Origin of the sequence: Acidomonas methanolica, from assembly GCF_004346035.1 — a bacterium.
In the GTDB taxonomy this organism is placed as follows: domain Bacteria; phylum Pseudomonadota; class Alphaproteobacteria; order Acetobacterales; family Acetobacteraceae; genus Acidomonas; species Acidomonas methanolica.
The window spans coordinates 42,685-67,837 of sequence record NZ_SLZN01000005.1 but is presented as its reverse complement, the minus strand read 5'-3'; the positions used below and the strand labels follow the sequence as shown (position 1 = coordinate 67,837).

General features: G+C 65.2%; 25 protein-coding genes. 9 read left to right on the top strand and 16 right to left on the bottom strand.

Annotated features, from left to right (window positions below; translation table 11 throughout):
- Positions 1-205 precede the first annotated feature (205 nt).
- From EDC31_RS05755 to EDC31_RS05735, 5 genes are all read left to right on the top strand, one after another.
- Positions 206-1,420: a thiolase family protein gene (locus EDC31_RS05755; RefSeq protein ID WP_042055176.1), complete on the top strand. Its 1,215-nt coding sequence runs from the start codon at positions 206-208 to the stop codon at positions 1,418-1,420.
- A gap of 20 nt (positions 1,421-1,440) precedes the next feature.
- A complete protein-coding gene (locus EDC31_RS05750) occupies positions 1,441-2,382 on the top strand; it encodes an NAD(P)H-dependent flavin oxidoreductase (RefSeq protein WP_042055178.1) in 942 nt (313 codons plus the stop codon).
- Between the two features lie 251 nt (positions 2,383-2,633).
- Positions 2,634-3,236 (top strand): glutathione binding-like protein, encoded by a 603-nt coding sequence (locus EDC31_RS05745; RefSeq protein WP_204366642.1) that lies wholly within the window; start codon positions 2,634-2,636, stop codon positions 3,234-3,236.
- A gap of 56 nt (positions 3,237-3,292) precedes the next feature.
- A complete protein-coding gene (locus EDC31_RS05740) occupies positions 3,293-3,715 on the top strand; it encodes a DUF2501 domain-containing protein (protein WP_239641569.1) in 423 nt (140 codons plus the stop codon).
- Between the two features lie 142 nt (positions 3,716-3,857).
- A complete protein-coding gene (locus EDC31_RS05735; protein ID WP_042056869.1) occupies positions 3,858-4,799 on the top strand; it encodes a diacylglycerol/lipid kinase family protein in 942 nt (313 codons plus the stop codon).
- Here EDC31_RS05735 and ptsP read toward each other — a convergent pair.
- The 5 genes from ptsP to EDC31_RS05710 all read right to left on the bottom strand — a co-directional run bounded on the left by ptsP (position 4,709) and on the right by EDC31_RS05710 (position 9,070).
- The gene (gene ptsP, locus EDC31_RS05730) at positions 4,709-6,565 is read right to left on the bottom strand and encodes a phosphoenolpyruvate--protein phosphotransferase (RefSeq protein WP_042056799.1); all 1,857 of its coding nucleotides are present in this window, start codon (positions 6,563-6,565) and stop codon (positions 4,709-4,711) included. The two genes, EDC31_RS05735 and ptsP, sit on opposite strands and share 91 nt — an antisense overlap.
- Positions 6,543-6,821: an HPr family phosphocarrier protein gene (locus tag EDC31_RS05725; RefSeq protein WP_042056801.1), complete on the bottom strand. Its 279-nt coding sequence runs from the start codon at positions 6,819-6,821 to the stop codon at positions 6,543-6,545. Before EDC31_RS05725 ends, ptsP begins: the two co-directional genes overlap by 23 nt.
- Positions 6,822-6,847: 26 nt before the next feature.
- Positions 6,848-7,360: a PTS sugar transporter subunit IIA gene (locus EDC31_RS05720; RefSeq protein WP_081797448.1), complete on the bottom strand. Its 513-nt coding sequence runs from the start codon at positions 7,358-7,360 to the stop codon at positions 6,848-6,850.
- A 100-nt stretch (positions 7,361-7,460) separates the two neighbouring features.
- Positions 7,461-8,471: an RNase adapter RapZ gene (rapZ, locus tag EDC31_RS05715; protein ID WP_042056803.1), complete on the bottom strand. Its 1,011-nt coding sequence runs from the start codon at positions 8,469-8,471 to the stop codon at positions 7,461-7,463.
- 122 nt (positions 8,472-8,593) lie between these two features.
- Entirely contained in the window at positions 8,594-9,070 is a 477-nt protein-coding gene (locus EDC31_RS05710; RefSeq protein ID WP_042056805.1) for an HPr kinase/phosphorylase, read from the bottom strand.
- A gap of 52 nt (positions 9,071-9,122) precedes the next feature.
- Here EDC31_RS05710 and EDC31_RS05705 point away from each other — a divergent pair, with 52 nt between their 5' ends.
- The gene (locus tag EDC31_RS05705) at positions 9,123-9,467 is read left to right on the top strand and encodes a RidA family protein (protein ID WP_052511705.1); all 345 of its coding nucleotides are present in this window, start codon (positions 9,123-9,125) and stop codon (positions 9,465-9,467) included.
- 97 nt (positions 9,468-9,564) lie between these two features.
- On the opposite strand, the gene EDC31_RS05700 is transcribed toward EDC31_RS05705, so the two are convergent.
- Complete coding sequence (locus EDC31_RS05700) at positions 9,565-10,254, bottom strand: Fe2+-dependent dioxygenase (protein ID WP_042056807.1); 690 nt, start codon at positions 10,252-10,254, stop codon at positions 9,565-9,567.
- Between the two features lie 2 nt (positions 10,255-10,256).
- On the bottom strand, positions 10,257-12,608 hold the full coding sequence (locus EDC31_RS05695; RefSeq protein ID WP_081797449.1) for a TonB-dependent receptor: 2,352 nt from the start codon (positions 12,606-12,608) through the stop codon (positions 10,257-10,259).
- Positions 12,609-12,675: 67 nt separating this feature from the next.
- Here EDC31_RS05695 and EDC31_RS05690 point away from each other — a divergent pair, with 67 nt between their 5' ends.
- Positions 12,676-13,413, top strand: a complete 738-nt coding sequence (locus EDC31_RS05690) for a tetratricopeptide repeat protein (RefSeq protein ID WP_243697791.1) — start codon at positions 12,676-12,678, stop codon at positions 13,411-13,413.
- A 168-nt stretch (positions 13,414-13,581) separates the two neighbouring features.
- Here the strand turns inward: EDC31_RS05690 and EDC31_RS05685 are convergent, their stop codons facing one another.
- Both EDC31_RS05685 and EDC31_RS05680 read right to left on the bottom strand, forming a co-directional pair.
- Complete coding sequence (locus tag EDC31_RS05685; protein WP_239641572.1) at positions 13,582-14,721, bottom strand: MFS transporter; 1,140 nt, start codon at positions 14,719-14,721, stop codon at positions 13,582-13,584.
- A gap of 17 nt (positions 14,722-14,738) precedes the next feature.
- Positions 14,739-15,074 carry an HU family DNA-binding protein gene (locus EDC31_RS05680; protein WP_081797450.1) on the bottom strand — a complete coding sequence of 112 codons (336 nt, stop codon included), beginning with the start codon at positions 15,072-15,074 and terminating at the stop codon, positions 14,739-14,741.
- A 374-nt stretch (positions 15,075-15,448) separates the two neighbouring features.
- Here EDC31_RS05680 and EDC31_RS05675 point away from each other — a divergent pair, with 374 nt between their 5' ends.
- The gene (locus EDC31_RS05675) at positions 15,449-16,585 is read left to right on the top strand and encodes a glycosyltransferase family 2 protein (protein ID WP_042056808.1); all 1,137 of its coding nucleotides are present in this window, start codon (positions 15,449-15,451) and stop codon (positions 16,583-16,585) included.
- 26 nt (positions 16,586-16,611) lie between these two features.
- On the opposite strand, the gene EDC31_RS05670 is transcribed toward EDC31_RS05675, so the two are convergent.
- The 7 genes from EDC31_RS05670 to EDC31_RS05640 all read right to left on the bottom strand — a co-directional run bounded on the left by EDC31_RS05670 (position 16,612) and on the right by EDC31_RS05640 (position 24,907).
- Complete coding sequence (locus EDC31_RS05670; RefSeq protein WP_042056810.1) at positions 16,612-17,196, bottom strand: acyltransferase; 585 nt, start codon at positions 17,194-17,196, stop codon at positions 16,612-16,614.
- A gap of 48 nt (positions 17,197-17,244) precedes the next feature.
- Entirely contained in the window at positions 17,245-17,817 is a 573-nt protein-coding gene (locus tag EDC31_RS05665; RefSeq protein ID WP_042056812.1) for a polysaccharide biosynthesis/export family protein, read from the bottom strand.
- Positions 17,818-17,901: 84 nt separating this feature from the next.
- Positions 17,902-19,242, bottom strand: coding sequence for an outer membrane beta-barrel protein (locus EDC31_RS05660; protein ID WP_052511709.1), 1,341 nt, complete (start codon positions 19,240-19,242; stop codon positions 17,902-17,904).
- Between the two features lie 12 nt (positions 19,243-19,254).
- A complete protein-coding gene (locus tag EDC31_RS05655) occupies positions 19,255-20,373 on the bottom strand; it encodes a glycosyltransferase family 4 protein (protein WP_042056813.1) in 1,119 nt (372 codons plus the stop codon).
- Positions 20,374-20,397: 24 nt separating this feature from the next.
- Positions 20,398-22,566: a GumC family protein gene (locus EDC31_RS05650; protein WP_052511711.1), complete on the bottom strand. Its 2,169-nt coding sequence runs from the start codon at positions 22,564-22,566 to the stop codon at positions 20,398-20,400.
- Positions 22,567-22,575: 9 nt separating this feature from the next.
- Positions 22,576-23,391 carry a WecB/TagA/CpsF family glycosyltransferase gene (locus tag EDC31_RS05645; protein ID WP_042056814.1) on the bottom strand — a complete coding sequence of 272 codons (816 nt, stop codon included), beginning with the start codon at positions 23,389-23,391 and terminating at the stop codon, positions 22,576-22,578.
- The gene (locus EDC31_RS05640; protein WP_158310308.1) at positions 23,381-24,907 is read right to left on the bottom strand and encodes an exopolysaccharide biosynthesis polyprenyl glycosylphosphotransferase; all 1,527 of its coding nucleotides are present in this window, start codon (positions 24,905-24,907) and stop codon (positions 23,381-23,383) included. Before EDC31_RS05640 ends, EDC31_RS05645 begins: the two co-directional genes overlap by 11 nt.
- On the opposite strand from EDC31_RS05640, the gene EDC31_RS05635 reads away from it, so the two are divergent.
- The gene (locus EDC31_RS05635) at positions 24,906-25,145 is read left to right on the top strand and encodes a hypothetical protein (protein ID WP_132126945.1); all 240 of its coding nucleotides are present in this window, start codon (positions 24,906-24,908) and stop codon (positions 25,143-25,145) included. The two genes, EDC31_RS05640 and EDC31_RS05635, sit on opposite strands and share 2 nt — an antisense overlap.
- Positions 25,146-25,153 lie beyond the last annotated feature (8 nt).

Here is a 25,153-nt window from a genome sequence, read left to right as displayed (position 1 = left end):
AGGGGAGGGAAATGAAAAGAATTTTTTCATTTTTTGAAGTGTTTGCAAGATTTTTGGGCTGATTCTTCAATCAACCGTGATTTCCAGACGCGGGCATGTGATCTCGACAAAGGGGAAGGGAGTGCCTAGCGTCCAACATAACATATGTTAGATTGGGCGCCGCGCCGGTGAACGGCAAGCCCCCGCGGTTTTGGAAGACAATCTCATGAGCCCCAGAAATCCGGTCATCGACGATCCGGTCATCATCGCCAGCGCGGCGAGGACGCCGATCGGCTGGTTTCGCGGCGTTTTCGCCGATCTGCCCGCGACGGAACTCGGCTCGGCGGCCATTCGCGGCGCGCTGGCGCGGGCGGGGCTTGATCCCGCCGCCGTGGAATCCGTCTTCATGGGATGCGTGCTCGGGGCCAATCTGGGCCAGAATCCGGCCCGCCAGGCGGCGCATGGCGCGGGGATTCCCTTTCGGGCCGCGACGGTGACGATCAACAAGATTTGTGGATCGGGCATGATGGCCATGGCCTTCGCGTCCGACGCCCTCCTCGCCGGATCGGCGAAAATCGTGGTCGCCGGCGGCTGCGAATCGATGAGCAATGCGCCGTATCTGCTGCCCGCGATGCGTGCGGGGCAGCGACTCGGCCATGGGCAGGTCCTCGATCACATGTTTCGCGACGGTCTGGAGGACGCCTATGAGACGGGGACGCTCATGGGTCATTTCGCCGAGGCGACGGCCCGGCAGTATGGGATCGGGCGCGAAGAGCAGGATGCGTTCGCCGCCCTGAGCCTCGAACGCGCGCGGAATGCGGCGGAGAGCGGCGCTTTCGCGGCGGAGATCGAGCCCGTTACGGTGCGTTCGCGGGCCCGGGGCAAGGCGGCGGGGGAGACGGTCGTCATGCAGGACGAGAACCCGTCGCAAGCGAATCCCGCGAAAATTCCGACGCTCAAACCTGCGTTCGGCAAGGACGGGACGATCACGGCCGCGAGTTCTTCGGGGATCGCGGATGGCGCGTCCGCGCTGGTTCTCACCCGCAGGCGCATGGCGGAGGAACTCGGCCTGCCGGTTCGCGCCCGTCTCGTCGGCTGGGCGACGCATGGCATGGAACCGCGCGATTTCACCATCGCGCCCGTGCCCGCGATGAAGACACTGCTCGACCGGGTCGGCTGGAGCGTCGGCGATGTCGATCTCTTCGAGGTCAACGAGGCGTTCGCCGTGACGGCGATGATCGCCCGGCGCGAACTCGGCATTCCCCCGGATCGCCTGAACGTCAATGGCGGCGCGTGCGCCCTCGGCCATCCGATCGGCGCCACGGGCGCGCGTCTCGTCACGACGCTGATCCATGCCCTGGCGTCGCGGGGCGGAAGGCGTGGGGTCGCCTCGGCCTGTATCGGGGGTGGCGAGGCCATCGCGGTCGCCGTCGAACTCTGAATCATAAAGGAAAAGCGGCCATGGCGTTGCCGAAGCTGTTCGAGGGAAGATTGTCCGTGCCCGTCATGGCGGCGCCGATGTTCCTGATCTCCAATCCGGATCTGGTCCTGGCCTGTTGCCGGGCCGGGATCGTCGGGTCCTTTCCGGCCCTCAACGCGCGGCCGATCGAACTGCTCGAGACGTGGCTGGAGCGGATCACCTCCGCCCTTGCGCCCGGGGATGCGCCGTTCGCGGTCAATCTGATCGTCCACAAGAGCAACACGCGGCTCGAACAGGATCTTGCGCTGGTGGTGAAGTATCGCGTGCCGGTCGTCATCACCTCGCTCGGCGCGCGGGCCGATGTGAACGAGGCGGTTCACGCCTATGGCGGCATCGTGTTCCATGACGTCATCGACGACAGATTCGCGCGCAAGGCGGTGGAGCGCGGTGCCGACGGGCTGATCGCGGTTGCCGCCGGCGCGGGCGGTCATGCGGGAACGCAATCGCCCTTCGCGCTGGTTCAGGAGATTCGCGACTGGTTCGACGGTCCGCTCGCCTTGTCGGGCGCCATCGCCAATGGCCGGTCCATCGCGGCGGCCCGCGCGCTCGGGGCGGATCTCGCCTATATCGGCTCGGCGTTCATCGCCACGGACGAGGCGGATGCCGATCCGCGCTACAAGCGGATGGTCGTCGAGAGTGGTGCGGGCGACATCGTGTATTCGAGTTTCTTCACGGGCGTGCTCGGCAACTATCTCGCGCCGAGCATCGTCGCCGCCGGTCTCGATCCGGCGGCGCTGGCGCATGCCGATCCGTCGAAGATGGATTTCGCCACCCTGGCGGACGGGAAAACCAAGGCCTGGCGTGACATCTGGGGCGCAGGGCAGGGAATCGGCGCCGTGAAGGATATCGTCCCGGCGGCGGCTCTGGTCGCGCGCCTGAAGGCGGAATACGAGGCGGCACTGGCGGCCCTGCAAGTCAAATAACGCGGTTCGTTATTTGTGGGTGTTTATTCTTTTTCTGAAGAAAAAGAAGCAAAAAGACTTTTGATTCTTTGGCTTCGGAGCGTCACTGGGGACTCCCAGGCAAGGTCGAAAAAGTTTTTTGGTTCTTTTTTCAAAAAAGAACAACGGCGCTTCCCGCCACTGATACGCACGACCCGTGAGGGCGGCAAATGCCGCATTGGCCTGCGGGGCGTTTCGTGGCAGTGTAAGGGCAAGTCCTGCGGGGTTCTGGCATGTTGACACTCTATTACGCACCGGGCGCGTGTTCTCTGGCGTCGCACATCGTCATCCGGGAAGCGGAGATGAACTGCCAGTACGAAAAGGTCGATCTCAGGAAAAAGACGTATGGCGACGGCAGGGACTATCTCGCGATCAATCCGCGCGGCGCCGTGCCGGCGATCGGGTTGCCGGGCGGCGGGGTGCTGACGCAGAATGTCGCCGTCCTGCCGTGGCTGGGTGAGCATTCGGGCGTTGCGGCCTTCACTCCGGCGCCGGGGATCGGACGTGCGCGGCTGCTGGAGGCGCTGGGGTTCTGCGAGGATGTGCATGCAGCGCTCGGCCCGCTCTTCGCGCCGGATCTGCCGGATGCCGCCCGGGCGCGGCTCAAATCGGCGGCCGGGCGCCGGATGGGGCAGGTCGAGGCCTCGATCGGTGGGCGCGAATTCCTGCTTGAGAGCGGTTTTTCGCAGGCGGATGTGCTGCTCGCGGTGGTCCTGGGCTGGGAGAAGCCGCTGGGGCTCGATTTTTCGCCCTGGCCGAAGGCCGTGGGGTTGCGCGATCGCGTGCTGTCCCGTCCCGCCGCCCGGGCGGCGATGGCGGAAGAGGGGCTGATCTGAAGGCTCCGGCTGAATGGGCCGAACAGGAAACGGTCCGGAAGATGGAAGGAAAACTCATGCGGAAACACTTCATGTCCGGCGCGCTGGCCGGATTTGCGCTTCTTGCCGTCCCGGCCGTCGCGCAGTCCATTCCCGGTATGGGGAGCGTGCCGGGTCTGGGGGGGCTGGGCGGAGGCGGCGGCATGGGGGGCATTGCGGGCTCCATGCTGCCGAGTCTGGCCTCCTCCAGCACCGGCAATATCGCCGGGGTGTTGAGCTATTGCGTGCAGAACAACGTGCTGAACGGCGGGAATACGAGTTCCGTTCTGGAGTCCCTGACCACGAAGGAGGGGGTGACGTCCTCCGGCGACTATGCGGCGGGGCAGCAGGGGCAGCTCCAGACCGGGGGAAGCAACAGTTTCTCCCTCTCCAGTCTTGCCGCGCCGCTGAAGCAGAAGCTGTGTTCCATGGTGCTGAGCCGCGCCCAGAGCCTGCTCTGACGGCGGGCGGGGGGCCCCGCCGCTTCCGGCTGGGCCCCTGCATGATCTTTCATCGAAAAGATATATAATTCCCCTCGCATCCCTTTCCGTTTTGCCGCATATCGCGGCGATGCGGAAAGCGGAGCGTGAGGTGCGTCGGCCCATGCGTGTTCTGGTCATCTTCAACCCGACGGCCGGACGGCGCCGCCTGCACAGATTGCGGCGCTTCGTGCGTGGTTTGCAGGAGCAGGCGGTCCCGGTTTCGGTCGCCGCGACGGCCCATGCGGGTCATGGCCGCCTCATGGCGCAGGATGCGGGCGAGGCCGCGACGTTCACCCATATCGTCGCGGCGGGCGGGGACGGCACGATCGCCGAGGTGGCGGACGGGCTCGCGGGGTTGCCGGTCACGATGGGAATCCTGCCGCTCGGCACGGCGAACGTGCTGGCGCATGAACTCGGCCTGTCCTTCGTGCCGGAGCAGAATGCGCGCGATCTCGCCGCCGGGTGTCATGCGACGATCTGGCCGGGCCGGCTGACGGTCGGAGGGGAGACGCGGCTCTTCTTGCAGATGGTGGGCGTCGGGTTTGACGCGCAGGTGGTGCATGGCCTGTCCCTGCCGGTGAAACGATGGCTTGGGAAGGGCGCCTATGTGCTTCAGACGATTGCCGAATTGCGGCGATATGATTTTCCGCCGCTTCTGGTGACGCTGGACGGCCGGGAGGAGCGCGCCTTCGCCGTGGTGATTTCCAACGGGCGGTATTATGGCGGGCGCTTCGTCATGGCGCCGGAGGCGACGCCGTTTCAGAAAGGGTTTTCCGTTTCCCTGCTCGATCGGGCCGGGCCGGGAGGCGTTGCCGCGGTCAGTCTGGGGCTCGCGCTGGGCGAGCCGGCGCGGGGAGGGGTGGTGCGGCGTCTGGCCGCGCAGGAAGTGGAGGTACGCGCGGCGGCGCCGGTGCCGGTCCAGCATGACGGCGAGGCGTCGGGCCGGACGCCGCTGTCGGTCTCGGCGGTCCGTCAGCCGCTTCGCGTCGCGGTGCCGCCGGATGGCGCGGCCGTCTCCAGCAGTGCGCGGAGCGCCAGCGGGTCCGACATCAGCAGGGCCTGATGCTGGAGGGCGTCGCAGTCTTCGAAAGAGAGGCCGCGTATGGCGCGCTTGACGACCGGGATCGCGCTGGGCGTCATGGAGAGCGTCCGCACGCCGAGGCCGATCAGGAGGGCGGCGGCGCGCGGATCGGCGGCGAATTCCCCGCAGATGCTGATGGGGCGGCGGGCGCGGAGGGCGGCCGTCACTGTGGTGGCGATCAGGCGCAGCACGCCGGGATGGAGCGCCGAATAGAGTTCCGACTGGAAGCTCGTGCCGCGATCCACCGCGAGGGTGTACATCGTCAGATCGTTGGTGCCGATGGAGAGGAAGTCGGCGTGCCGCACCAGCATGTCCGCGGTCGCGGCGGCGGCGGGGGTTTCCACCATGATGCCCAGCGGCGGCAGGGCGGCGGGCAGCTTGATGCCTCTGCGCCGCAATCTGCGCGCGACGCGCTCGTAGATGTCCCGGCAGTTCTGGATCTCGGTGACGGACGTGACCATCGGCAGCATGACGGACACGTTGCCTTCGAGCGAGGCGCGCAGGATGGCGGCGAACTGGGTCTCCAGAATCTGCGGATGGGCGAGGAGCAGTCTCAGGCCGCGCAGGCCGAGCGCGCCGCCGCCGCCTTCCGGCAGGTCGTAGCCGAGGTCGCGCAGGCGCTCGACGCCCTTGTCGCTGCCCCAGTCCAGCACGCGGATGGTGACGGGCTGATCGTCCATCCCGGCGACGATCGAGGCGTAGACAGTGTATTGCGCCTCCTCATCCGGCAGCGCGCCTGCCTCCTCGAAGAGGAATTCGGAGCGCAGCAGCCCGATGCCCTGCGCGCCGTTCTGCCGGATCTGCGGGAGTTCGGCGGGGAGTTCCATATTGGCGAGCAGCGTCACCGTCTCGCCGTCCACCAGCTTCGCGGGCAGGCGGCGGAGGCGTCCGATGTCGCGCCGGGCGCGCGCCTCGGCGGCCATCGCCTCCTGCGCCTCGGCCAGGGCGGTCTCGTCGGGATGCACGGTGACGATGCCCGTCGTGCCGTCCACGATGAGCAGGTCGCCGTCCTGCACGCCGTTCGTCAGCCCGGTGACGGCCGTCACGGCGGGGATATTGAGCGCGCGCAGCATGATCGCCGCGTGGTCGGTCGCGCCGCCGCTTTCGGACAGGACCGCCGCGAAGCGGGTGGGGGCGATCAGCGCCACATCGGCGGGGCGGAGCTGCTCCACGGCCAGGATGCCGCCTTCGGGCAGGTTGCCGAAGGCGCGGAAGGAGAGGCCGGTCAGGTTGCGCAGCAGGCGGCGGGCGATCTCATGAAACTCGCCGACGCGCCGGGCGGCCGTCTCCTGCTCCTCCTCCGTCATCGCGGGATGGGGGCCGGCGAGGGCGGCCAGCGCCTCGCTTTCCGTCAGCACGGCGGTTTCGGCCGTCATCGCGCCCGTGGCGATGCGGGTGCGCGCGCCGCGCAGCAGGCGGGAGCGTCCGAGCATCCGCTCATAGACCTGCAGGAGCGCGTCGATCTCCTCGCGTCCCGTCTCGGGGAGGGATTCCAGCTTGTGCCGCAACTTGGCGATCTGGCGGCGGGACTGCTCCGCCGCCTCGTCCAGCCGCCTGTATTCCTCGGCGATGTCGCCGGGGGTCGCCGTGCGGTCGATCTCCGGCAGCGGCTTCTCGTCGGCCAGCACGACCGGCGCGATCACGATTCCGGGGACGATTCCGCGCCCGTGCAGCCGCTTCATCTGCGGGGCCTTACCCGTCCTGGATCGTCTGGCGGGCGGGGTGTCAGTCGCGTTCACCGAATCCATCCGCGATCAGGGCCGCGATCGCCCTCAGCGCCGCCTCCGCCTGTATGCCGCTCGCCGTGACGCGCACCGTTTCGCCGCGCCCGGCCCCGAGCATCATCAATCCCATGATGGAGAGGGCCGAAACGCTCTGGCCGTCGCGCGAGATCTCGATTTCCGCGTCGAAACCTTCCGCGAGGGTGACGAGTTTCGCCGCCGCGCGGGCATGCAGGCCCAGCCGGTTGACGATGACGACGTCGCGGGCCGGGGAGGCGTCCATGGAGGGTCGTCCCACGCTGGCGGGCGTCACGATATGGCGCGGCGGAGGGGAATGATGGCGGCAGGGGCCGCGACCGGGTGCGGAAGGCTGGAGAGCGTGGGGCTGGAGAGCACCGCGGTGCAGCATTTGCCGCCCTGGAGGCAGGATTCGGGCAGTTCGGACGCCGCGGCGATATATTTCCGTCCCGCCTCCGTGGCGAGCTCGATGCAGCCGGCGAGGTCCTTCGCCGCGCGGGTCTTGGCCAGCTTGACCAGCATCGGCATGTTCACCCCGGCGATGATTTCCACGTGGCCAGGGCGTCGCACCGTCAGGGCGAGATTCGAGGGGGTGCTGCCGAAGATATCCGTCAGGACGAGGACGCCGCTCCCGTCATCGACGCGATGCACGGCGTCGAGCAGGGCGGGGCGCAGGGTCGCGATCTCGTCCTCGCGTTCGACGGCGATGGTTTCCATGCGGTGTTGCGGGCCGACGACGTGCTCGACGATATCGCGCAGCGACTCGCCGAGATGGCCGTGGGTGATGAGAACGATCCCGATCATCGGGAGACTCCGGTTTTCGCCGCGGGCCGGGCGCGGGGTGTCTCCCCGGCCTTCGCCTCGGTGGCGTTCGAATCGGAATATCGGCAGGATGACGGTCTTTTCAAGAGGATGTGATCCCGGATGGGTCGACAGGCCGAGGCGCGGGTTTGGGACGTGCCCAGCGCCATACGCTGCGCCCCTGCCGCGCCAGTTCCCGATGCATGACGGCAATTCGCTCGTCTTGCAAGAGGGACTCGTCCTGCGCGCCGCTCAGGATGTCGGCCAGATCCTCGACCAGCGTGACCGAGCGGTGCTGGCCGCCGCTGCATCCGACGGCGATGGTGGCGTGTTTCTTTCCCTCTTCCACGAAGCGCGGCAGGACGAGATGAAGGAGGGCGACGATATGGCCGAGGAAGGCCTCGTAATCCGGGTCGTGTCGGACATGATCCTGCACGGCGGCGTCCAGCCCGGTCATCGGTTTCAGCGCGGGGTCGTAATGCGGGTTCCGCAGGAAGCGGGCGTCGAACACCATGTCCGCCTCGCGGGGCAGGCCGGCCGGATAGGCGAAGGACATCAGGGTGACGGTGAGGGCCTCGCCGTCGCCCGTATGGCCGAAGCGGCTCTCGATCAGCCGTCGCAGGTCCGGCGGGGGAAGGTCGGACGTGTCGAGGATGAGATCCGCATGGGCGCGAAGCGGGGCGAGGAGCCGCGCCTCGCGGGCGATGGCCGCTGGAAGGCCGGGGCCGGATTCGGAGGCGTTGTCGAGCGGATGGCGGCGGCGGGTGGCGGTGAAGCGGCGGAGCAGCACCTCCGTCTCCGCCGTCGCGTAAAGCAGTTCCACCACGCAGCGGGGGCGGGCGCGGAGGCGGTCGAGCGCGTCGAGCACCGCGCTGACCTTGAAGCCGCGCGTCCGGACGTCGACGCCGATGGCGAGGGGCTGCTCGGCACGCGAGACGAGCGTGTCGAGCACGTCCAGCGGGGGATTATCCACCACTTCATGGCCGAGATCCTCCAGCACGCGGAGGATCGAGGATTTTCCGGCGCCGGAGAGGCCGGTCACGAGCAGCACATGCCGCGCGGCGGCCGCGCAGCCGGACATGTCGGCCGCCGGGTGGTCGGCCGTGCCTGTCATCGTCGCTGTCATCGCTCCGCGCCGGCCTGCATGCGGCGCGACACTCTGCCGGAAGTACAGGTCATGGCTTCAACCTAGTGTCCTGTCTTCCCGCTCCGCAAGCGAATTTCGGAAACTGGAGACTAGCCCGATTCGTCGCCGGAGGGAAACGGCCAATCCGCGCCGTTGACACCGGCGAGCAGCGTCCATTCGCCGCGACGGCACTTCAGGGCGGCCCGGATCACCGCGACAAGGCCGGGGCGGCCGGGATTCATGCGGATCGACCACGCGCCGGTCGGCTCGTGCAGGGTCAGGGGAGGCAGGCGGGGGCCGTGCTCCGGGGCGAGTGCCCCTTGGAGCTCTACATGGAGCGCCACGCGCACGGGGGATGTTCGGTGCGGGACGCGGAGCAGGCCCAGCCCTCTCGCCTCGATCATCCCGGCGATCTCCGGCGGGGCGCTGGCGCAGGCGCCGTCGAGGATGACGCGGTCATCCGCCACGAGATCGAATCCGGCATCGAGCAGCCGGAGCAGGACGTCCGATTTTCCGCTTCCCGGCGCGCCGGTGAGCAGGACGGCCTGAGGGCCGAGGGCGGCGCAGCTTGCGTGAATGATGGTCAAATCGTTTCTTCCCGGTTCCGGAAGGGGCGCTTCTGGGTTAAAGGATCAGGCGATGCCGGAGTCGATACAAGATGATGCGCCGGCGGGGGCGGAGACGATCGTCATTCCCGCCATCGCCGGGCTCATGCCGGACGGAAAGATCCCGTCGCGCATGGTGGAGGAATGCCGTCTCGCGCTCGAGTCGGCGAATGACCGTCTCGCCCGGTCGGGCCTGTCCCTGTATGGCGTGACGCATCTTGTCTGTCTCGTGCGCGACATGGACGGGTATCGTCAGTGCGGGGCGCTGATCGCGGAGGCGCTCGGCCCGGCCCGGCCGGTCGTCACCTTGCGCGTGGTTCCGTCCCTGCCGCGCGAGGGGCAGCGTCTGGCGTTCACCGTGCGGGTGGCGAGGGGCTGATTGATTTTCGGGCTCCGCCCGAACCGAGCAGGGTCCCGAACCTTACTTTACCGGGACGCGGCGGCGCATATCCGCGGCAAGGGGGCGAATCGGGGTCTCAGGGGGTCGCCCAGCGGCGCACCAGGTTGTGGTAGATGTTCGTGAGCGCCAGGACACGCGGGGCGAGCGCGTCCTGACTCGCGGCATCGCGCTGCAACGCCTGGATTTCCTGGTCCAGCTCGAAGAGAATCCGCCGCTGGCCGTCGTCGCGCACGAGGCTTTGCGTCCAGAACACCGCCGCCAGCCGCTCGCCGCGACTCACGGGCGTCACCCCGTGCAGCGAGGAGGACGGATAGAGCACCAGCGATCCGGCGGGCAGCTTGACGCTGCGCGGGCCGAAACTGTCCTGGATCGTCAGTTCGCCACCATCGTAACTTTCCGGATCGGAAAGGAACAGCGTGCTGGAGAGATCGGTCCGCAGCGTGCCGCCCTGCCAGTAGCGGATCGCATTGTCCACGTGATCGCCGAACCAGTCCGTTCCGGCGCGGTAGCGCGCGAAGAGCGGGGGAAAGACGCGCTGGGGCAATGCCGCCGAAAGGAAGAGCGGATGGCGTCCCAGAATGCCCAGCACCGTTTCGCCCAGTTCTTTGGCCAGCGGATCGCGCGCGTCGATCTGGAGATTGTGCTTCGCTTTGGCGGATTGATGCCCCGCCGTCGCCGTGCCGTCGCCCCATGCGGCCTCCGCCAGCCGCGCGCGGAGATGGCGGAGCGTTTCGGGCTCCAGCACGGCGGGGATTTCGATCAGCACGGTCAGTAATCGGCGCTGATCGAGAAGAGCGCCGCGCGTGCCGGCCCGACCACGATATGGGTCGGGTGCAGCGCGCCGTAATAATACGTGTCGCTGATGTTCGTCAGGTTCACCTGCGTCGCGATATGCCGGTTGATGCGGTATTTGAGCATGATCTGCGCCGTGGTGTAGCCCGGCGCGCGCTCGATGACTGTTGTGCCGGAGACCGGCGCGGCGCTGGCCGTCCGCGAACTGACGTAATTGACGCCCGCGCCGAATTCCAGCGGGATCGCCTTGAGCTTGTATTCGGTCCAGACCGCCATCGTATGCTTGGGCGCGTTCTGCGGCTGGTCGCCGATTTCGAGCTTGTTCGAGGATTTGATGACCGTCATGTCGTCATAGGAATAGCCGCCGAAGACGCTCCATTGCGGCGTGATCCGGCCCGAGGCGGAGAGTTCGAACCCCTGGGAGCGCTGATCGCCCGCCAGCCGCGAGGCGTTGCCCACCGTCTCGCGGACATTGGACATCTCGATGCGGTAGGCCGCCGCCGTGAGCGACAGCCCCCTGCGCAGATCCCATTTGCCGCCGACCTCGAAGCTGTGGGATTTCTCCGGCGCGACGGCGGCCGTGGCGGGGGTGAGCGAGATGTTCTCGCCCGACGGGTCGAAGGACGTTCCGTAGTTGAAATAGACCGAGCTGTGATCGTTGGGCTTGTAGACCAGCGCCCCGCGCCAGGACGATACCTTGTCGTTGCGGCTGACGCCGATATGCGCGACATCCTCGTGGTAATTGGTGGTGTAGTCGTCCCAGCGCCAGCCGCCGACGAGTTCCCAGTGTTTTCCGATATTGAGCGTGTCGTTGAGATAGGGCGCGTAATCATGCGACACGGCCCCCGACATGGAGCGCAGCGACGAGCCATACGGCAGGATCGCATAGGCGTTCGAATTCAGCAGCGGGCTCGTGGTGCGGGGCAGGAAATTATAGCGCGTGATGTCCGAGGTCTGGCGCTGGACCTCGAAGCCGAAAACGACGCGGTTGCGGAAGATGCCCGTAGTGAAATCGCCGTTCCCCTGGAGCTGGTTGTCGAGCAGGGAGGACGGTCCGCTGAGCGCGAGCACGTTGCGCGAGATGTTCAGTTGCGAGAGCGGTATGCCCGCGGGAACGATGTCGGTATGGGGGCTGTAGCCCAGCAGTTCCGGCTCGACGGCGCGCTGTCCGGTATTATAGGACGAGTAGCGGAACTGGTCGTGGATCTGCAGGAACTTGCCGAAATCATGCTCCACCCGCACGGTGGCGATGTTGACGGCGGAGCGCAGATAGTCGTTGTTGTAGCCGTAATGGCTGCTGCGCGCGACCGGCGCCGGACTGCCGTTCATCCAGGGGATGCCGTAGGACTGGTTGTCGTAGGATTGCTGACGGAAATAATCGAGCCGCAGCCGTGTGTCCGTGTGCAGGCCGAAGGCGAGCGAGGGCGCGATGCCGTAGCGCGACGTATGGGCGTAATTCACGCCCGCGACGCCTGCGTCATGCGCCATCGCGTTGATGCGGAAGGCCGTTCCGCCCAGCGTGTCGTAATGGCGGCTCACATCGACGGTCAGGCGCTTCGTTGCGTCCGTCCCGGCGGAGAAGCTGGCTTCGTTGCGCGTCTGGAGATCGGCGCGCTTGGTGGTTTCGTTGATGACGCCGCCGGTCGAGCCGCGCCCGAACAGCGTGGCGGACGGTCCCTTGAGCACCTCGACCGTTTCCAGATCGAACGGATCGCGGTAATAGCTGCCGAAATCGAGCATCCCGTCGCGGTAGAAATCGTTCTGCGCGTTGAAGCCCCTGATGGAGAGGTTGTCGCCCTGCTGCGCGCCCTCTCCGGCGGCGATCGAGATGCCGGGGACGGTGCGCAGCACGTCGAGCATGGAGACCGTATTCTGGTCCTTCATGAGCTGATGGGGAATCTCCACGACGCTTTGCGGCGTATCGACGAGGCGCGTCATGATGCGGTCGAGATGCGGGCGCGTCTCCTGATAGCCGGTCGGCTGGCCATAGACGTCGAGCTGCTCGTGCTGGGTCGCTTCGAGAGCGTGGCGGCCGTCGGGCGTCCCGGGGTGGAAGTTCGCCGGAACCGCGCCCGTCCCTGCGCCCCTCCCCGCGCCCGTTGCCGGGCGCGCGCCGACGGCGGCTGAGCCGTTCGGATGCTGCGCCGCGCGCGTCTGGCCATGATGGCGGGCGTGCCGATGATGCGGGCGCTGATGTGTATCCGAAGCAGGGGCCGCGGCCTCGACCGGGGAGGGCGCGAGCCACGCCCCGGCGAGCATCAGGCCCATCGTGGAAACGCCCAGTGGCGTCGGGGAGCTTGCTTTCGGGGCCGGGCGGCTTCTATCCATCAGGGTCCTCTGAATTTAAGAATCGCTCTCAATAGCGACGAACGGGCATATATAAGGAGATTGAGAATTGCTTGCAACAATAGCGCGCCGTCTTTTTCCGAATCGTAACGGAAAACACGGTGCCGACCTCCCGGACTCCTTGCGCGGGTTGCGGCGTCAGGCGGAGCAGGGTCACGCCGCCGCGCAGGTCGCCTGGGGACAGGCGCTGCTTGACGGCCGCACGGGGGGAGCCGATCCGGCAGGGGCGCGGGCCTGGTTCGCGATCGCGGCGGGGGCTGGCTATCCGCTGGGGCAGGTCATGTACGCGCGGGCGCTGGAGCGTGGCTGGGGCGGCGCGGTGGATCTGCCCGCCGCATACCGGCTTTACCGGCAGGCGGCGGAAGCGGGGGACGACTGGGCGCGCTACAATCTCGGCAACATGCTGTTGCGTGGGCGGGGCTGCGCGCGGGACCGTCCGGCCGCGTGGCGGTATTTCCTTGCGGCGGCGACGTCAGGGCACGCCAAGTCGATGACCCTGATCGGCCGCTTTCTGGAGGAAGGGTGGGACCGGCCGCGCGACATCGCCGCGGCGGCGGCATGGTATCGGCGCGGCGCGGAGGGCGGCGATTATCGGGGACAGCATAATCTCGCGAGCCTGCTGGCCGAGGCCGGGCACCTCGATGAGGCGCTGGTCTGGTGGCGGCGCGCCCTGCCCGAGGCGACGCCGGATATCCTGCGCGCCATGGAAGAGGCGCTCGCCCAGCTTCCGGGCGAATCCGCCGCCGCCTTGCGTCAGGACGTGGAGCGCCGCCTGCGGGAGGTGTAAGGCAAGCCGCGCTGCCTGGCCGGTCAGCCGTGTTCGGGCGAGTGCCGGAGCGCGATCGTGCCGATCAGGGCTGTGAAAGAAACGTAGATCGCAGGCGCCAGCGGCGTTCGGGGCGTGAGCGCCGAGATGAGGGCGGGCGTCAGTCCGCCGAAAATGGCGTAGGAAACGTTATAGGACAGGGAAAGCCCGGAGAAGCGGACCTGCGGGGGAAAGGCGCGGAGCATCCCCACCGGCACCAGCCCGACGAAGCCGCAGCCACAGCCCGCTGAATGCCGCCCAGACGATCAGCATATGCGGAAAGCGCGCGGACAGGCCATAGAGCGCGAACGCGCCGACGGCGAGGGCGAGCCCGGAGAAGACGCAGAGCCGGCGGAGCGGCAGGGCATCCGTGAGCGCGCCGGTGCCCACGGCCGCGACGGTGAGGCAGAGTGTCGCCGCGAGGCTGGCGAGCATGGTGTCCGAGGCCGGAACGTGATGCAGGGTCTGCATCAGCGGCGGCATCATGAGGATGAGCACGACGATGGCGGCGGTCAGCGTCCAGGTGCTGGCCATCGAGCATAATACCGCCGGGCGATGGTCCCGCAGCAGGATTCGTGCGGGCAGGGTCCGCGCGATCGCGGCGCGGGCGTGCATCTCGCGGAAAACCGGCGTCTCGTCGAGCCATTGCCGGAGCACCATCGCGCCGAGGCCGAACACGCCGCCGAGGATGAAGGGCACGCGCCAGCCCCATGACGCCACGGCGGCGGGCGGCAGGGCGGCGTTCAGCGTCAGGATCACGACCGAGCCGAGCAGGATGCCGCCCGTCAGCCCGCCGGTCAGCAATCCGGTGGCCAGCCCTGCCCGGCCGGGCGGCGCGTGCTCGGCGACGAAGACCCAGCCGCCCGGCGCCTCGCCGCCGATGGCCGCGCCCTGCATCATCCGCAGCGCCAGCAGGATCAGCGGCGCGCCGGCCCCGAGCGTGGCGTAGCCCGGCAGGAGACCCATCAGCAGCGTCGGCACGGCCATGAGCAGGACGCTGAAGGTGAAGACCTTCTTGCGGCCCGAGATGTCCCCGAAATGCGCCATGACGATCCCGCCCAGGGGGCGCGCGAGGTAGCCCGCGCCGAACAGGCCGAATGCCTCCGCCTGCCGCAGCCAGTCGGCCTGGCTGGACGGGAAGAAATGCGCCGCGATCAGTCTGGCGAGGAAGGCGAAGATGACGAAATCGTAGAACTCCAGCGCCCCGCCCAGCGAGGCCAACGCGAAGGTCCGGAATTGGGAGAACGACAGGGCGCGGGAGATGGACGCCGCTTCCGGCGCAAACAGCATGAAGCCCGAGCCGACGATCAGGCGCGTTTGCGCGCGGGGGGCTTCTTCGTGGCCGGCGCTTTCTTCGCGGGTTTCTTCGGCAGGACGAGCGCGTCCTTCACGCCCTTGCCTGCCGTGAAGGCCAGCTTGCGCGTGGCGGCGATCTCGATGCTCTCGCCCGTGGCGGGGTTGCGCCCGGTCCGCGCGGCGAGATGGCGAACGGCGAACTTGCCGAAGCCCGTCAGCGTGACGTCCTCGTCCTTCTTCGCGGCGGCGACGATGGTGTCGAGCGCGGCGTCGAGGATCTCCTTCACCTCGGCCTTCGGGCGGCTGGTGGTCTCGGCGATCTGTGCGATCAGGTCAGATGTGTTCATGGGGTGCTCCTGATTTCCAAATGCAAATACGGCATCGGCATGGTGATCCAGGCCGCGCCGTCGAGCAATCCTGGAAAGGCGGGAAAATGCGAATATTATGAGGTAAAGAAGTAAAAACTTGTCGTGCGTGGCTTCGGAACCGTTCGGATCGTCTTCCGCCGGGCATTCCCGTGCGGCCTGTTCCCGTGCGGACACCCCTTGTCCGGAGGTTCGCCGGGGGAGGTTTTCGACGTCGTGACGTCTGCGCGTCCCGGATTCGGTCTTTTCGGAGCGGTCCGTGTGCGAAAGGCGACTTGATGGAGACGCTCCGGCCATCTACCCTTCCATTGCAAATTCCGCCTTCTTTTTGAATCTTTGAAAGCAGGGTGCCGGCCATGGCGATCGTGGACGTTCTGATGCCCGTTTATAATGCGGCAGCCTATCTGACCGACGCGCTCCGGAGCATTCAGGCGCAAACGGTGCAGGACATCCGCATCATCGTCGTGGATGACGGATCGACCGACGGAACCGAGGAACTGGTTCTTGAGGCTCGGAAGAACGATCCTCGTATCGTCTATCTCTACCAGGAGAATGCGGGCATCGTGGCGGCGCTCAACGCGGGGCTGGATCTGTGCACCGCGCCCTTTCTCGCCAGAATGGACGGCGACGACATTTCCTGTCCCGACCGTTTTCAGAGAGAACTGGCCTATCTCTCGGACAATCCGGGGTGCATCGCCGTGAGCTGCGTGGCCCACCATATCGACGAAACAGGAAAGAGGACGGGCACGTCGTCCCGGCGCAAGGACGTCGCGACGGCCGATCCCTTTTCCCTGCCGGCGGATGAGCCGTATCTGTTGCATCCGATGTTGATGGCGCGTCTGGAGGCGGTCAAATCGGTCGGCGGTTACCGGCCGATCTACAACGCGGAGGATTCCGATCTTTACTGGCGCCTGTCGCATGTGGGGCGTCTGCACGTTCTTCCGGAGTATCTGGGGGAATACAGGGTTCATTCCAACAGCCTGTCGAGTGCGTCCATTCGCAACGGACGACTTCTCGCCGTATGGTCTCAATTGGCGGCCCTGTCGGCGCAGAGGCGTTCGAGCGGGCAGCCCGATTTTCCGTTCGGGCCGGCGATCGCTCATGATGTCGCCCGTCAGAAAACCCTGGCGGCAATGGTTGAAACCGTGATGCCCCACCTCTCGCACGCCGAGGGGGTGTGGTACAGGAGCGCCGTTTCGGCCAAGCTCATCGAACTCTGTTATTATCGGCCATATGAACCTGACGCGGAGGACATCCAATTCATATTGGAAGCCGCCGCGCATGATCGGGAAATCGCAAGCAGGAAAAAATATGATGTCTTTCGGGAAGGCATTCTGTCGGCGTCCATCCGGTTGCTGATGGCGAAGCGCTATCGGGATGCTTTTGCTTTGACCGCGCCGGAACGTTGGCCGGTGCTGATCGCCAGGACCATGTTCCGGGTGGCTCTGCCCGAATCTGTCAAGACGCGAATCAAGACCAGTCTGCGACGGTGAGCCAGATGTGTCGGGCGACGAAAGATCTATTTGCGTGATTTGATGATGCGCGCGGGCACGCCGCCGATGACGGACCATTCCGGGAAGCTCCTGGTCACGACGGCACCGGCCGCGACAATGGAATGCGATCCGATATTCGCGCCGTCCACGATCGAAACATTCGCGCCAACCCAGCAATCGCTACCGATCACGACGCCTTTCATGGTGGAGGCCTGTTGCCCCATGGGGCTGGCGATATCCGTTCCGTGATTGATGCCGAAAACAGATACGTTGTTGGCAATCATTGTGTCGTCTCCGATGGTCACCTTTCCATCTATATGGCAATAGGCTCCAACGCCGGACGCGGCGCCGAGACTGAATTCGCCCCTGATGATCGACCCGCCACAGATATAACTTTTGCTGCCGATCCGGAGGCTGGACGTAAATATTTTGGCGGCTGGAGAAATATAGGAATTTTTGTCGAGAATGCCGCCGGCTCTCTTGGCGAGCATGGCATGCAGTGCTTTTTGAAGATATTTCTGCAATCGCGTCGGCTTGTCGAAATATTCCCATGAGAGATAGCTTTGACGGTCGATACGATGCGCGAGAATGAAAAAGGCTTGCGCTATCATTTTCTTCTCCTCCGATTTGCGCGGCAATCGCCTATGCCGCGCCGTCCTTCAAAACCAGCGCTCGGGAATGGTGATGACGTCACTGGGGCGGAGCACGGATTCCGGCTTGATTTTCCCGCGCACGGGTTTGCCGCCGGGCATGCCGTCAGTGCGTATGTCGACAGCCGTATCGGTGACGGCGCGGTAGGTAAATCCGCCGGCGAGGGCGACGGCGCTTTGCATCGTCATGCCGGGAATATAGGGATATTGGCCGGGGTGATTGACCTCGCCGAGAACGAAGATCGGGCGATACTGCGCGACTTCGACGGAAATGCTGGGATTGTGGAGGAGGCCTTTCCCGGACAGAATCCTGCTCAGCCTTTGAGCCAGGCCGCCGGGCGTCAAACCGGCCGCCGCCACCGTGCCGACGAGCGGAAACGCGATGGTGCCGTCATCGGCGACGGTGAAGGTATTGCTCATTTGCGGGTCGTTATAGGTCAGAACGCGAACCTGATCGCCCGGTCCGAGATAATAGGCTGACGACTCGGAAGAGGCCAGTTCGGGGAGACCTCCGGTAGATGAGCAACCGGCAGCCGCCAGCGTGACAATGACGGTGGCGCACGTAAAGACGGATTTCATCATCAAAGTGGCCTTGTTGGCTTCAGGTTGCTGTTGATCGAGGACATCGACTTGCCCGATTGCGCCCAGTCTTGAACAGGGCGCGCGTTAGAGGGCAAGGCTGAGGGCGAGCGAAACGGTATTGGTCGTGAAGGTGCTCCGGCTGGTCAGACCATAAAGGGGATCGAACACCTGGGGAACGGCTCCTTTCGTGTAGCTGCTGTTGTGAGTATAGCTCAACACGGCGGTGAGGTAGCGATTGACGGTCCAGGTTCCGATGAGTCCGAAGCGGAACTGGGTCTGGCGCAGGCGCGGTGTTGCGGCCTGCAACGATTGGGAATCGGTGAGAGCGCCTTCCGCGTAGCCGCGCAGGAAGAGATAGGGGCGGAATTCGTGATCCAGTTGAAGCCTCAGATCCGATACGATCTGATTGCGCGCGAAAGGCGAACTCGGGTCGAAAATGCCGCGTCGGCCGGTGACGGTGACGGTGTCGATCCGGGTCGGCGTCCAGATGACGTCGAGTTCCGCGGTCGGAGTCGTGAGACCGGCGGAGCTGATCCTGGTGAACTGGCGGGTTTCGGCGCCCACAAGGGCACGGTATTGAATGACCGAATCGGCCCCGATATCCAGTCCGAGAAAACCGGCGCCGTCCGCGTAATCGTCAATCGTGCCGCCGGCATTGGGCGCGAACTGGGCGGCCGAGGCGCGCAGGATCGAAATCACGCCATTCCCCCTTGAGATTTCCAGCCGCGTGGTCAGAAGAACGGACTCAAGCTGATGGCTCAGGGAATTGAAGTTTCGGACGGGCCCGGCGCTCGACTGGCCGAAATCGAACCTGTCATAGACCACGCTGGGCGTGATGCTGAAACGTCCGAAATTATGCTGGTAGTTCAGGCGGATGTCGTTCGTGTCGTAAGGAACCGGATAGGAAATTCCGAAATTCCCCAGATCGGTCGCACCCAGATACCGGCGGGAATGTGAGTAGCCGAGCGCGAGGGAATCATTGCCCAAGGACAGGGAACCGCCGCCCGAGGCGGACCAGGTCGTCGTGTTCGTCGCCATCAGTTCCGGCGCGACGGTATTGGCGACATTCGCGGAGAAACCAAGGGCGTTCCGTCTCCAGAGGGAGTTGGCGCGCACGCCGCTGCTGGTGATGATCTGCGCGCTGCCGGAATGAGGCCGGCCGAGAAGATTGGTCGTGTAGCCGGTGCTTTGTGACAGAAACGGGAGGACATTGAAATCTCCGATCATGACGCCGGGATGACGGGTCTGGAGGAGTTCCCGCTGCACGACGGAGGAACTCAAATCCGGCGCGTAACCGGGGAGATTCGACGGAAAATATTGCGTGAAAAGTTGCGCATGCGCCGGCGATGTCGTGCAGGCAAGCAGGAGGAGGCCGGCGAAGCGGAAGCCGGGATGGAAAAGGGACGCGGGAAAGGAACGGCGCATGGAATGATGGGATCAGGCGGCGCGATGAGAGAGGACATCGCGGTAGAGATCGACATAGCGTCGGCTGACATCGACCCAGTCATATTGCGCCGCGCCGTCCATGGCGCGTCGGCGCAGGGACGAATCACCGGCTTCATGCAGGTTTTCAAGCCTGTCCGCGGCGTCCGCAAGGGCATCCGGCTCGACGAGCAATCCGACGCCCGTGCGGTCCCGAAGATGGCGAAACGGCGCGATGCCGCTCAGCACCGGCACGAGCCCCGCCGACATGGCTTCGACGGCTGCAAGTCCGAATCCCTCATGCTCCGACAGGCTGCCGAAATAGGACGCTTCACCGAGAAGGCGGCGCAGATCGTCGTCGCTGGGATCGACAACGAAACGGGTGGCGTCGGTTACACCGGCGTCGGCGGCCATGGCGAGAACGGCGTCCGTCGAGAGATCCGCCGGACGCCCCGCGACGACGAGGGTCCACGCGGGATGGCGCCTGCGGAGTTCCGCCAGCAGCGCGAAGAGCCTGTCGATGCGTTTGTGGCGGGCAAAGCGGCCGAATGTCACGATATGGCGTACCGGCGAAGCAGACGAGGTATCGCGGAATTTTTCCTGGGTGATTCCATTTTCCAGCACGACGAGGCGATCGCCTGAGATTTTCCTGAACAGCTCCGCGTCGCTCCGGCTACAGGCGACAATTTTTTCATAACCGTGAATCGACGCGCGGGTGATGGTCTCGAACCATATTTTTTTCGCGCGGGTGTAAGCGCCGCTATGGAAGAATCCGCCGTGAGTGGAGGCGATCATGGGGCGATCATGCCGCCCGACGAAGCGGGTCCAGGCGAGATAATCGAAGAAGAAATCGATGGCGTGGACGTGCAGGAGATCGAACTTGCCGATGGCGGAAAGGACCGACGGCGCGAGAGGATAGCGCGTGGAGCCGCGCCAGGGCAGGCGGCGCACCGGGATGCCCCGAATCATTTCGCGCTCGGACAGAACCATATCCCGCGAAAATATGCGGTCGAGCGTTACGACCTGGGCGTCGATCCCCAGTTGCGTGCGCTGGATCGAGGCGAGGTTGAGAACGGAATCTTCCAGACCGCCGACGGAGGGGGCGAACTGGCGGACGACATGCAGGATCTTCATGCTCAGGTCTCGACCTCATGCCGTTCAGATATTGCCCAGATGGTCGATAAGCCTGACCTCTTTCTGCGGATAGTCGTTACGCGCGATTGCGGCGGCGGAACCGGAGAAATGGTTGACGACGATGCCGGCCAGGTTTGCGCGATAGGTGCGAAGCCGTTCGAGACAGGTGGAAACGGCCGAGCGGGAAATGCTCGACCAGCGGCAGAGGAAAATCGTCTGATCCGCGACCGAGGCGAAGACGAGTCCGTCCGTCGCCGAAAGAAGCGGGGGCGTGTCGATGATGATCAGGTCATAGAGCGCGCATAATTCGTCCAGCGTGGCGCGCAGCCTGGCGATTTCGCGACTGTCGAACGGATGGGCCTTCGGGGCGCCCGGTCCGATGACGTCGATCCCCGTCAGGGGATTCGTGACGATCGCGTCCTGCGCGGTGATGCGATTTCCCATGACGTCGGTGAAACCGGGCGGCGAATGGTCCCCCGGCTTGCCCCTGTGGTCTGTGTCGATGATGAGAACGGGCTGATTGCCGGCGCGCATGATGGAGGCCAGCCAGACGGCCAGGGTGCTTCGTCCTTCAGACGGCGCGGCGGAGGTGATGGCCAGGACGCGCGAGCGGTTCATCACGATGGAATTCGACAGGGCGATCTGCGCGGAGATGCTCCTCACCGCTTCGCCGGCCTCGGAGAACGGATTGTCCATGATATAGCGGGACGCGGAGCGGGAGCGCTCGCGAGAGATGTCCGGCAATTGGGCGAGGACAGGGAGGGCCGCGATGTGCGATATTTCGGTCAGGTCGCCAAATCCGGGCGAAAGCATGTCCCGCAGGATGATGGCGGCGACGCCGCAAACCAGCGCGATGACGAAGACGCCGATCAACAGCTTCTTGCGATTGGGGAAGGTCGGCGCGCTGGCGACCGCCGCGTGTGACACGAAGGCGACCGGCGGCTGAAGCAGTTGCACGCGGCCCGCGAGTTCCTTGGTGCGCTCCAGAAATGAATCGTACACGCCCTGCGCGCTCTGGGCTTCCTGGGCCAGTGTCGCGTATTCCGCCTGGGGGCCGCTCTGTTTCGCGGACTGCGCGCGCAGCGTGTCCAGATTCCGCTGCGTCTGGAGAACCTCCGCGCGTGTGGCGATCACGTCGTCATTGATGCGCGCAAGGGCGGCGCGCGTCTCCCTTTCCAGACTGGAGCGCGTCTGGGCGATCTGCCTGTCAATGGCCTGCACGCTCGGATGGTTGGCGCCATAGGTCGCCGCGAGTTGTGTCCTCTGGTTGCTCAATTGCATGAGGGCGTTGGCCACCGACACCAGCAATGGCTGTTCGCCGAGAGAAACGAAATCGCGCTCGTTGCCGGTTCCGAGCGCTTCCTTCAGGGCGTCGGCCTTGGCCTGCGCCGCCGCGTAACGCCCCTGGGCCTGTCCCAGCGCGGCGGCCGCATTCGCGATCTGCTGATTGATCAGGGGGGCGTTGGCGCTGGTATTGGTGAGATTGTGACTGCCGTTGAAGAGGCTGGCGGCGGTTTCCGCTTCCACCCAGCGTTTCCGCAGGGAGGCGGTGCGCTCGTCCAGCCATGAAAGAGTTTTCGAGAGATCCGACCGTTGTTCCGCCAGGGCAAGGTTCTGATAGTTCATGACGAACTGATCGGCGATGGCGGCGGCCCGATGTGCGTCGTGATCCTTCACGGTGATGGTCAGGATACGGGAATGGAGCTTGGGCTCCACATCGACGCTCGCCAGGAGCGCACTGATCTGCTGATCAAACGCCACGGCCGGATCGACAGGGGTTTTTGACGGTTTGGGGCAGAAGAACGCGACATGATGGCCGCAAAGCCATGTCCGCACGCCCGGGCGGGGCTTTGGCGCGGGGGGGAGCTTGCGCAGAACGGCGGCCGCGACGTCCCGAGACTGGATGAGTTCGGCCTGGGTCGCGATCTCGTCATCGCCGAGTTCCTGGGCATTGGCGCTCATGCTCTGCGAATTCAGGGGGTCCATGATGCCGCGGGACACCACGATCGTCGCGACGCTCTGATACGAGCGCGGCAGAAGCATGATGAGGCCCGTGCCGACGAACATGACCGCAAGAAAGACGGCGGCGAACAGCCTGTAATGGCGTCTGCCGATGCCGAGCGCACGATGCAGCATCTCATGTGCGCCGACCGGCATGGGGGCGGCCGGCAGGGATGGCTGGGTGAAGTTCATGGAGAGTCCTTAACCCCTCTTCGCACGGCCGGAAAAAAATTCGCGTCCTTTCCAGCGAAGAACATGCAGTCCGAAGACGGGCAGGCCAAGAAGGTAACGTCTCCACAAGCGTCTGGGTTCGCGCACCAGGCGGACGAGCCATTCAAGGCCCAGATTGGCGACCCAGCGCGGGGGACGCCGCACGGCGCCCGCGGCATGATCCACGAGCGCGCCGGCGGTGATGGCGATCGTATCGGGAAGACGATCCCAATTGTCCCAAAGCCAGCGCTCCTGACGGGGCATCCCCATATTGACCAGAAGGAAGGTCGGCTTCGCGGCGATAATCGCCTCGATGACGGCTTCCGAGTCTTCGGAGCCCGTTGTGGCGTCGAAAAAACCGTGCTGGATGCCGGCGATGGGCGAACCGTATTTCTGGTTGTATGTCCGGGCGGCGGTGGAGACCGCCTCCTGAGTCCCGCCCAGCCAGAAGATGGAGCCGGCGGCGCCCAGTTGCGCGAGGACGTCCCCGATCCATTCGGGCGGCGTCGTCCGGTGAGGGATGCGGCCGCACAGAAAAAGCGATGCGAGCTGGACGCCCGCGCCGTCGCAGAAAGCGATGTCCGCGCGTTCGAAAAGCTGGGGAAGCCAGGGATTCTTCTGGGCGAGAACCATGCAATGGGCGTTGGCGTTGACGATCAGGGTCCTGGCGCCGCGTCGCGCGTCCCGGACGACGCGTGCGACCAGATCCGGTCTCGGAATATCGAGCAGACGCATCCCCATGACATGCAGACTGTCCCACCCGCGGGAGTCGGATGGCGGGATGCCCGTGAGAGCGTCAGAAAGCATTGCGGCTGAAAACCTCTCGCAGGGCGGTGAGAATGATGATTTTGATATCCAGCCACAGCGACCATTTCTGGATATATTCCAGATCGAGCGCGACGCGCCGCCTGAGGTCACCGAGGGTCACGAGCTCGCCGCGTGAGCCGTTGACCTGCGCCCAGCCGGTGATGCCGGGCCTGACATGGTGACGCATCACATATTCCGCGAGCGCATCGTGCAACAACAGGCCGCCCGCCGTCGTGTGCGGGGCGTGCGGACGCGGCCCGACGAGGGACATCTCGCCCGACAGGACGTTGAATATCTGCGGGAGCTCGTCGATGCTGAACTTGCGGAGCCATTTGCCGACCGGCGTGATCCGCGGGTCGTCCCGGCTCGTCTGTTTCACGGCGCCCAGATCCGTCATGGACGTGTACATGGAACGGAATTTGTAGACCGTGAAGAAGCGATTATTGAAGCCGATCCTGGGTTGGCGAAAGAAAACCGGGCCTTTCGAATCGAGTTTGATCGCCAGGGCGACGCCGAGCAGGACCGGCCAGAGAAGAGCGAGGATGACCATGCCGAAGAGAAGGTCGAAGGCGAGTTTCTGCGCGGTCTGGAGTTCGGAGAGCGGGCGGCGCTGAAGCACAAGCAGGGAATGGGGACCGAGCTTCTCCACCGGCAGGTTCGTGTCGATCCCGTCAAGCAGATAGGGCACGATATAGATATCGGACACCACCCGTCGCAGCCGCCACAGGATGTTTCTGATTTCCCGTTCGTCCCGTTCGGGGTCGGGTGCGAGGGCGATGATGATCGTATGGATGACCCGGTGGCTGCTGAGTTCGACCAGATCGCCGATCGTTCCGGTCAGGTCGGAGGCGTCGCCTTTTCCTTCGGCGTCGTCGAATTGTCCGAGAAGCCCGTAGGTATGGCCGGCATCATTCTCGATCCGCCCGGAGAGAAGGGCGGCCGTTTCTCCGGTGCCGATGACCGCGATCTGCCGGACGAGGCGGCGCTCGATGGCGCGTGTGTGAAGGAGTGCGGTTTCCACCCCGCGCGTCAGCACAAGGACACCGGCGCACAGGCCGAACCAACTGGCCGTCACGTCCAGCATTCTCGGGGTCGGGGCATGGAGGATGCGGAGAATCAGGAATTGCAGAATGGCGGAGAAATATAACGCGGGCGCCAGATACCGGATCTGGTCGGTCATGCGGCGAATGCGCGGATAGGCCATGAGATCCTGTTTGCGTGGCAACAGCACGAAGGTTACGACGGCGACGAGTCCCCCCACGATGGCGAGATTGCGGTCGAGATCGTGAAGCCAGACCGTCCAGATCAGGCACCATCCAATGGACGCCAGGGTCACGGCCAGCAAATCGCAGAAAGACGTGACCTTGCTCAACAGGGGTTTGAAATACGGATAAGGATCGCCGATGAACTGCCGCTCTTCCGGCGCGGACGCTGCCTTGCGCGGGCGCAGTCCCGTCCAGAGCGTCTCGCGAAAGCGCTCCGAACTTGTCAATGACGAGGACAGTGGCTCATTCATGGGCGTCGACCTCATTCTTGCTCGCGACAGGCGCGAATTTGTGCAGGCCAGGGACGTTCATTCGAAGGAGATTAACGTAATTTTGATACTGGATTTTCCAAAAAAGCAAGAAAATTGCATCCCTCCGCGCGAGGCAGGGTTCAATCTGGCTTTTCGGCAATTTTGTGAAAAAATCGCTGTTTCGGAAATTACCGCGCCGCATCCGGCGGTTCGGCATGAAAAACGAATTTGCGCCTGACGGGCAGG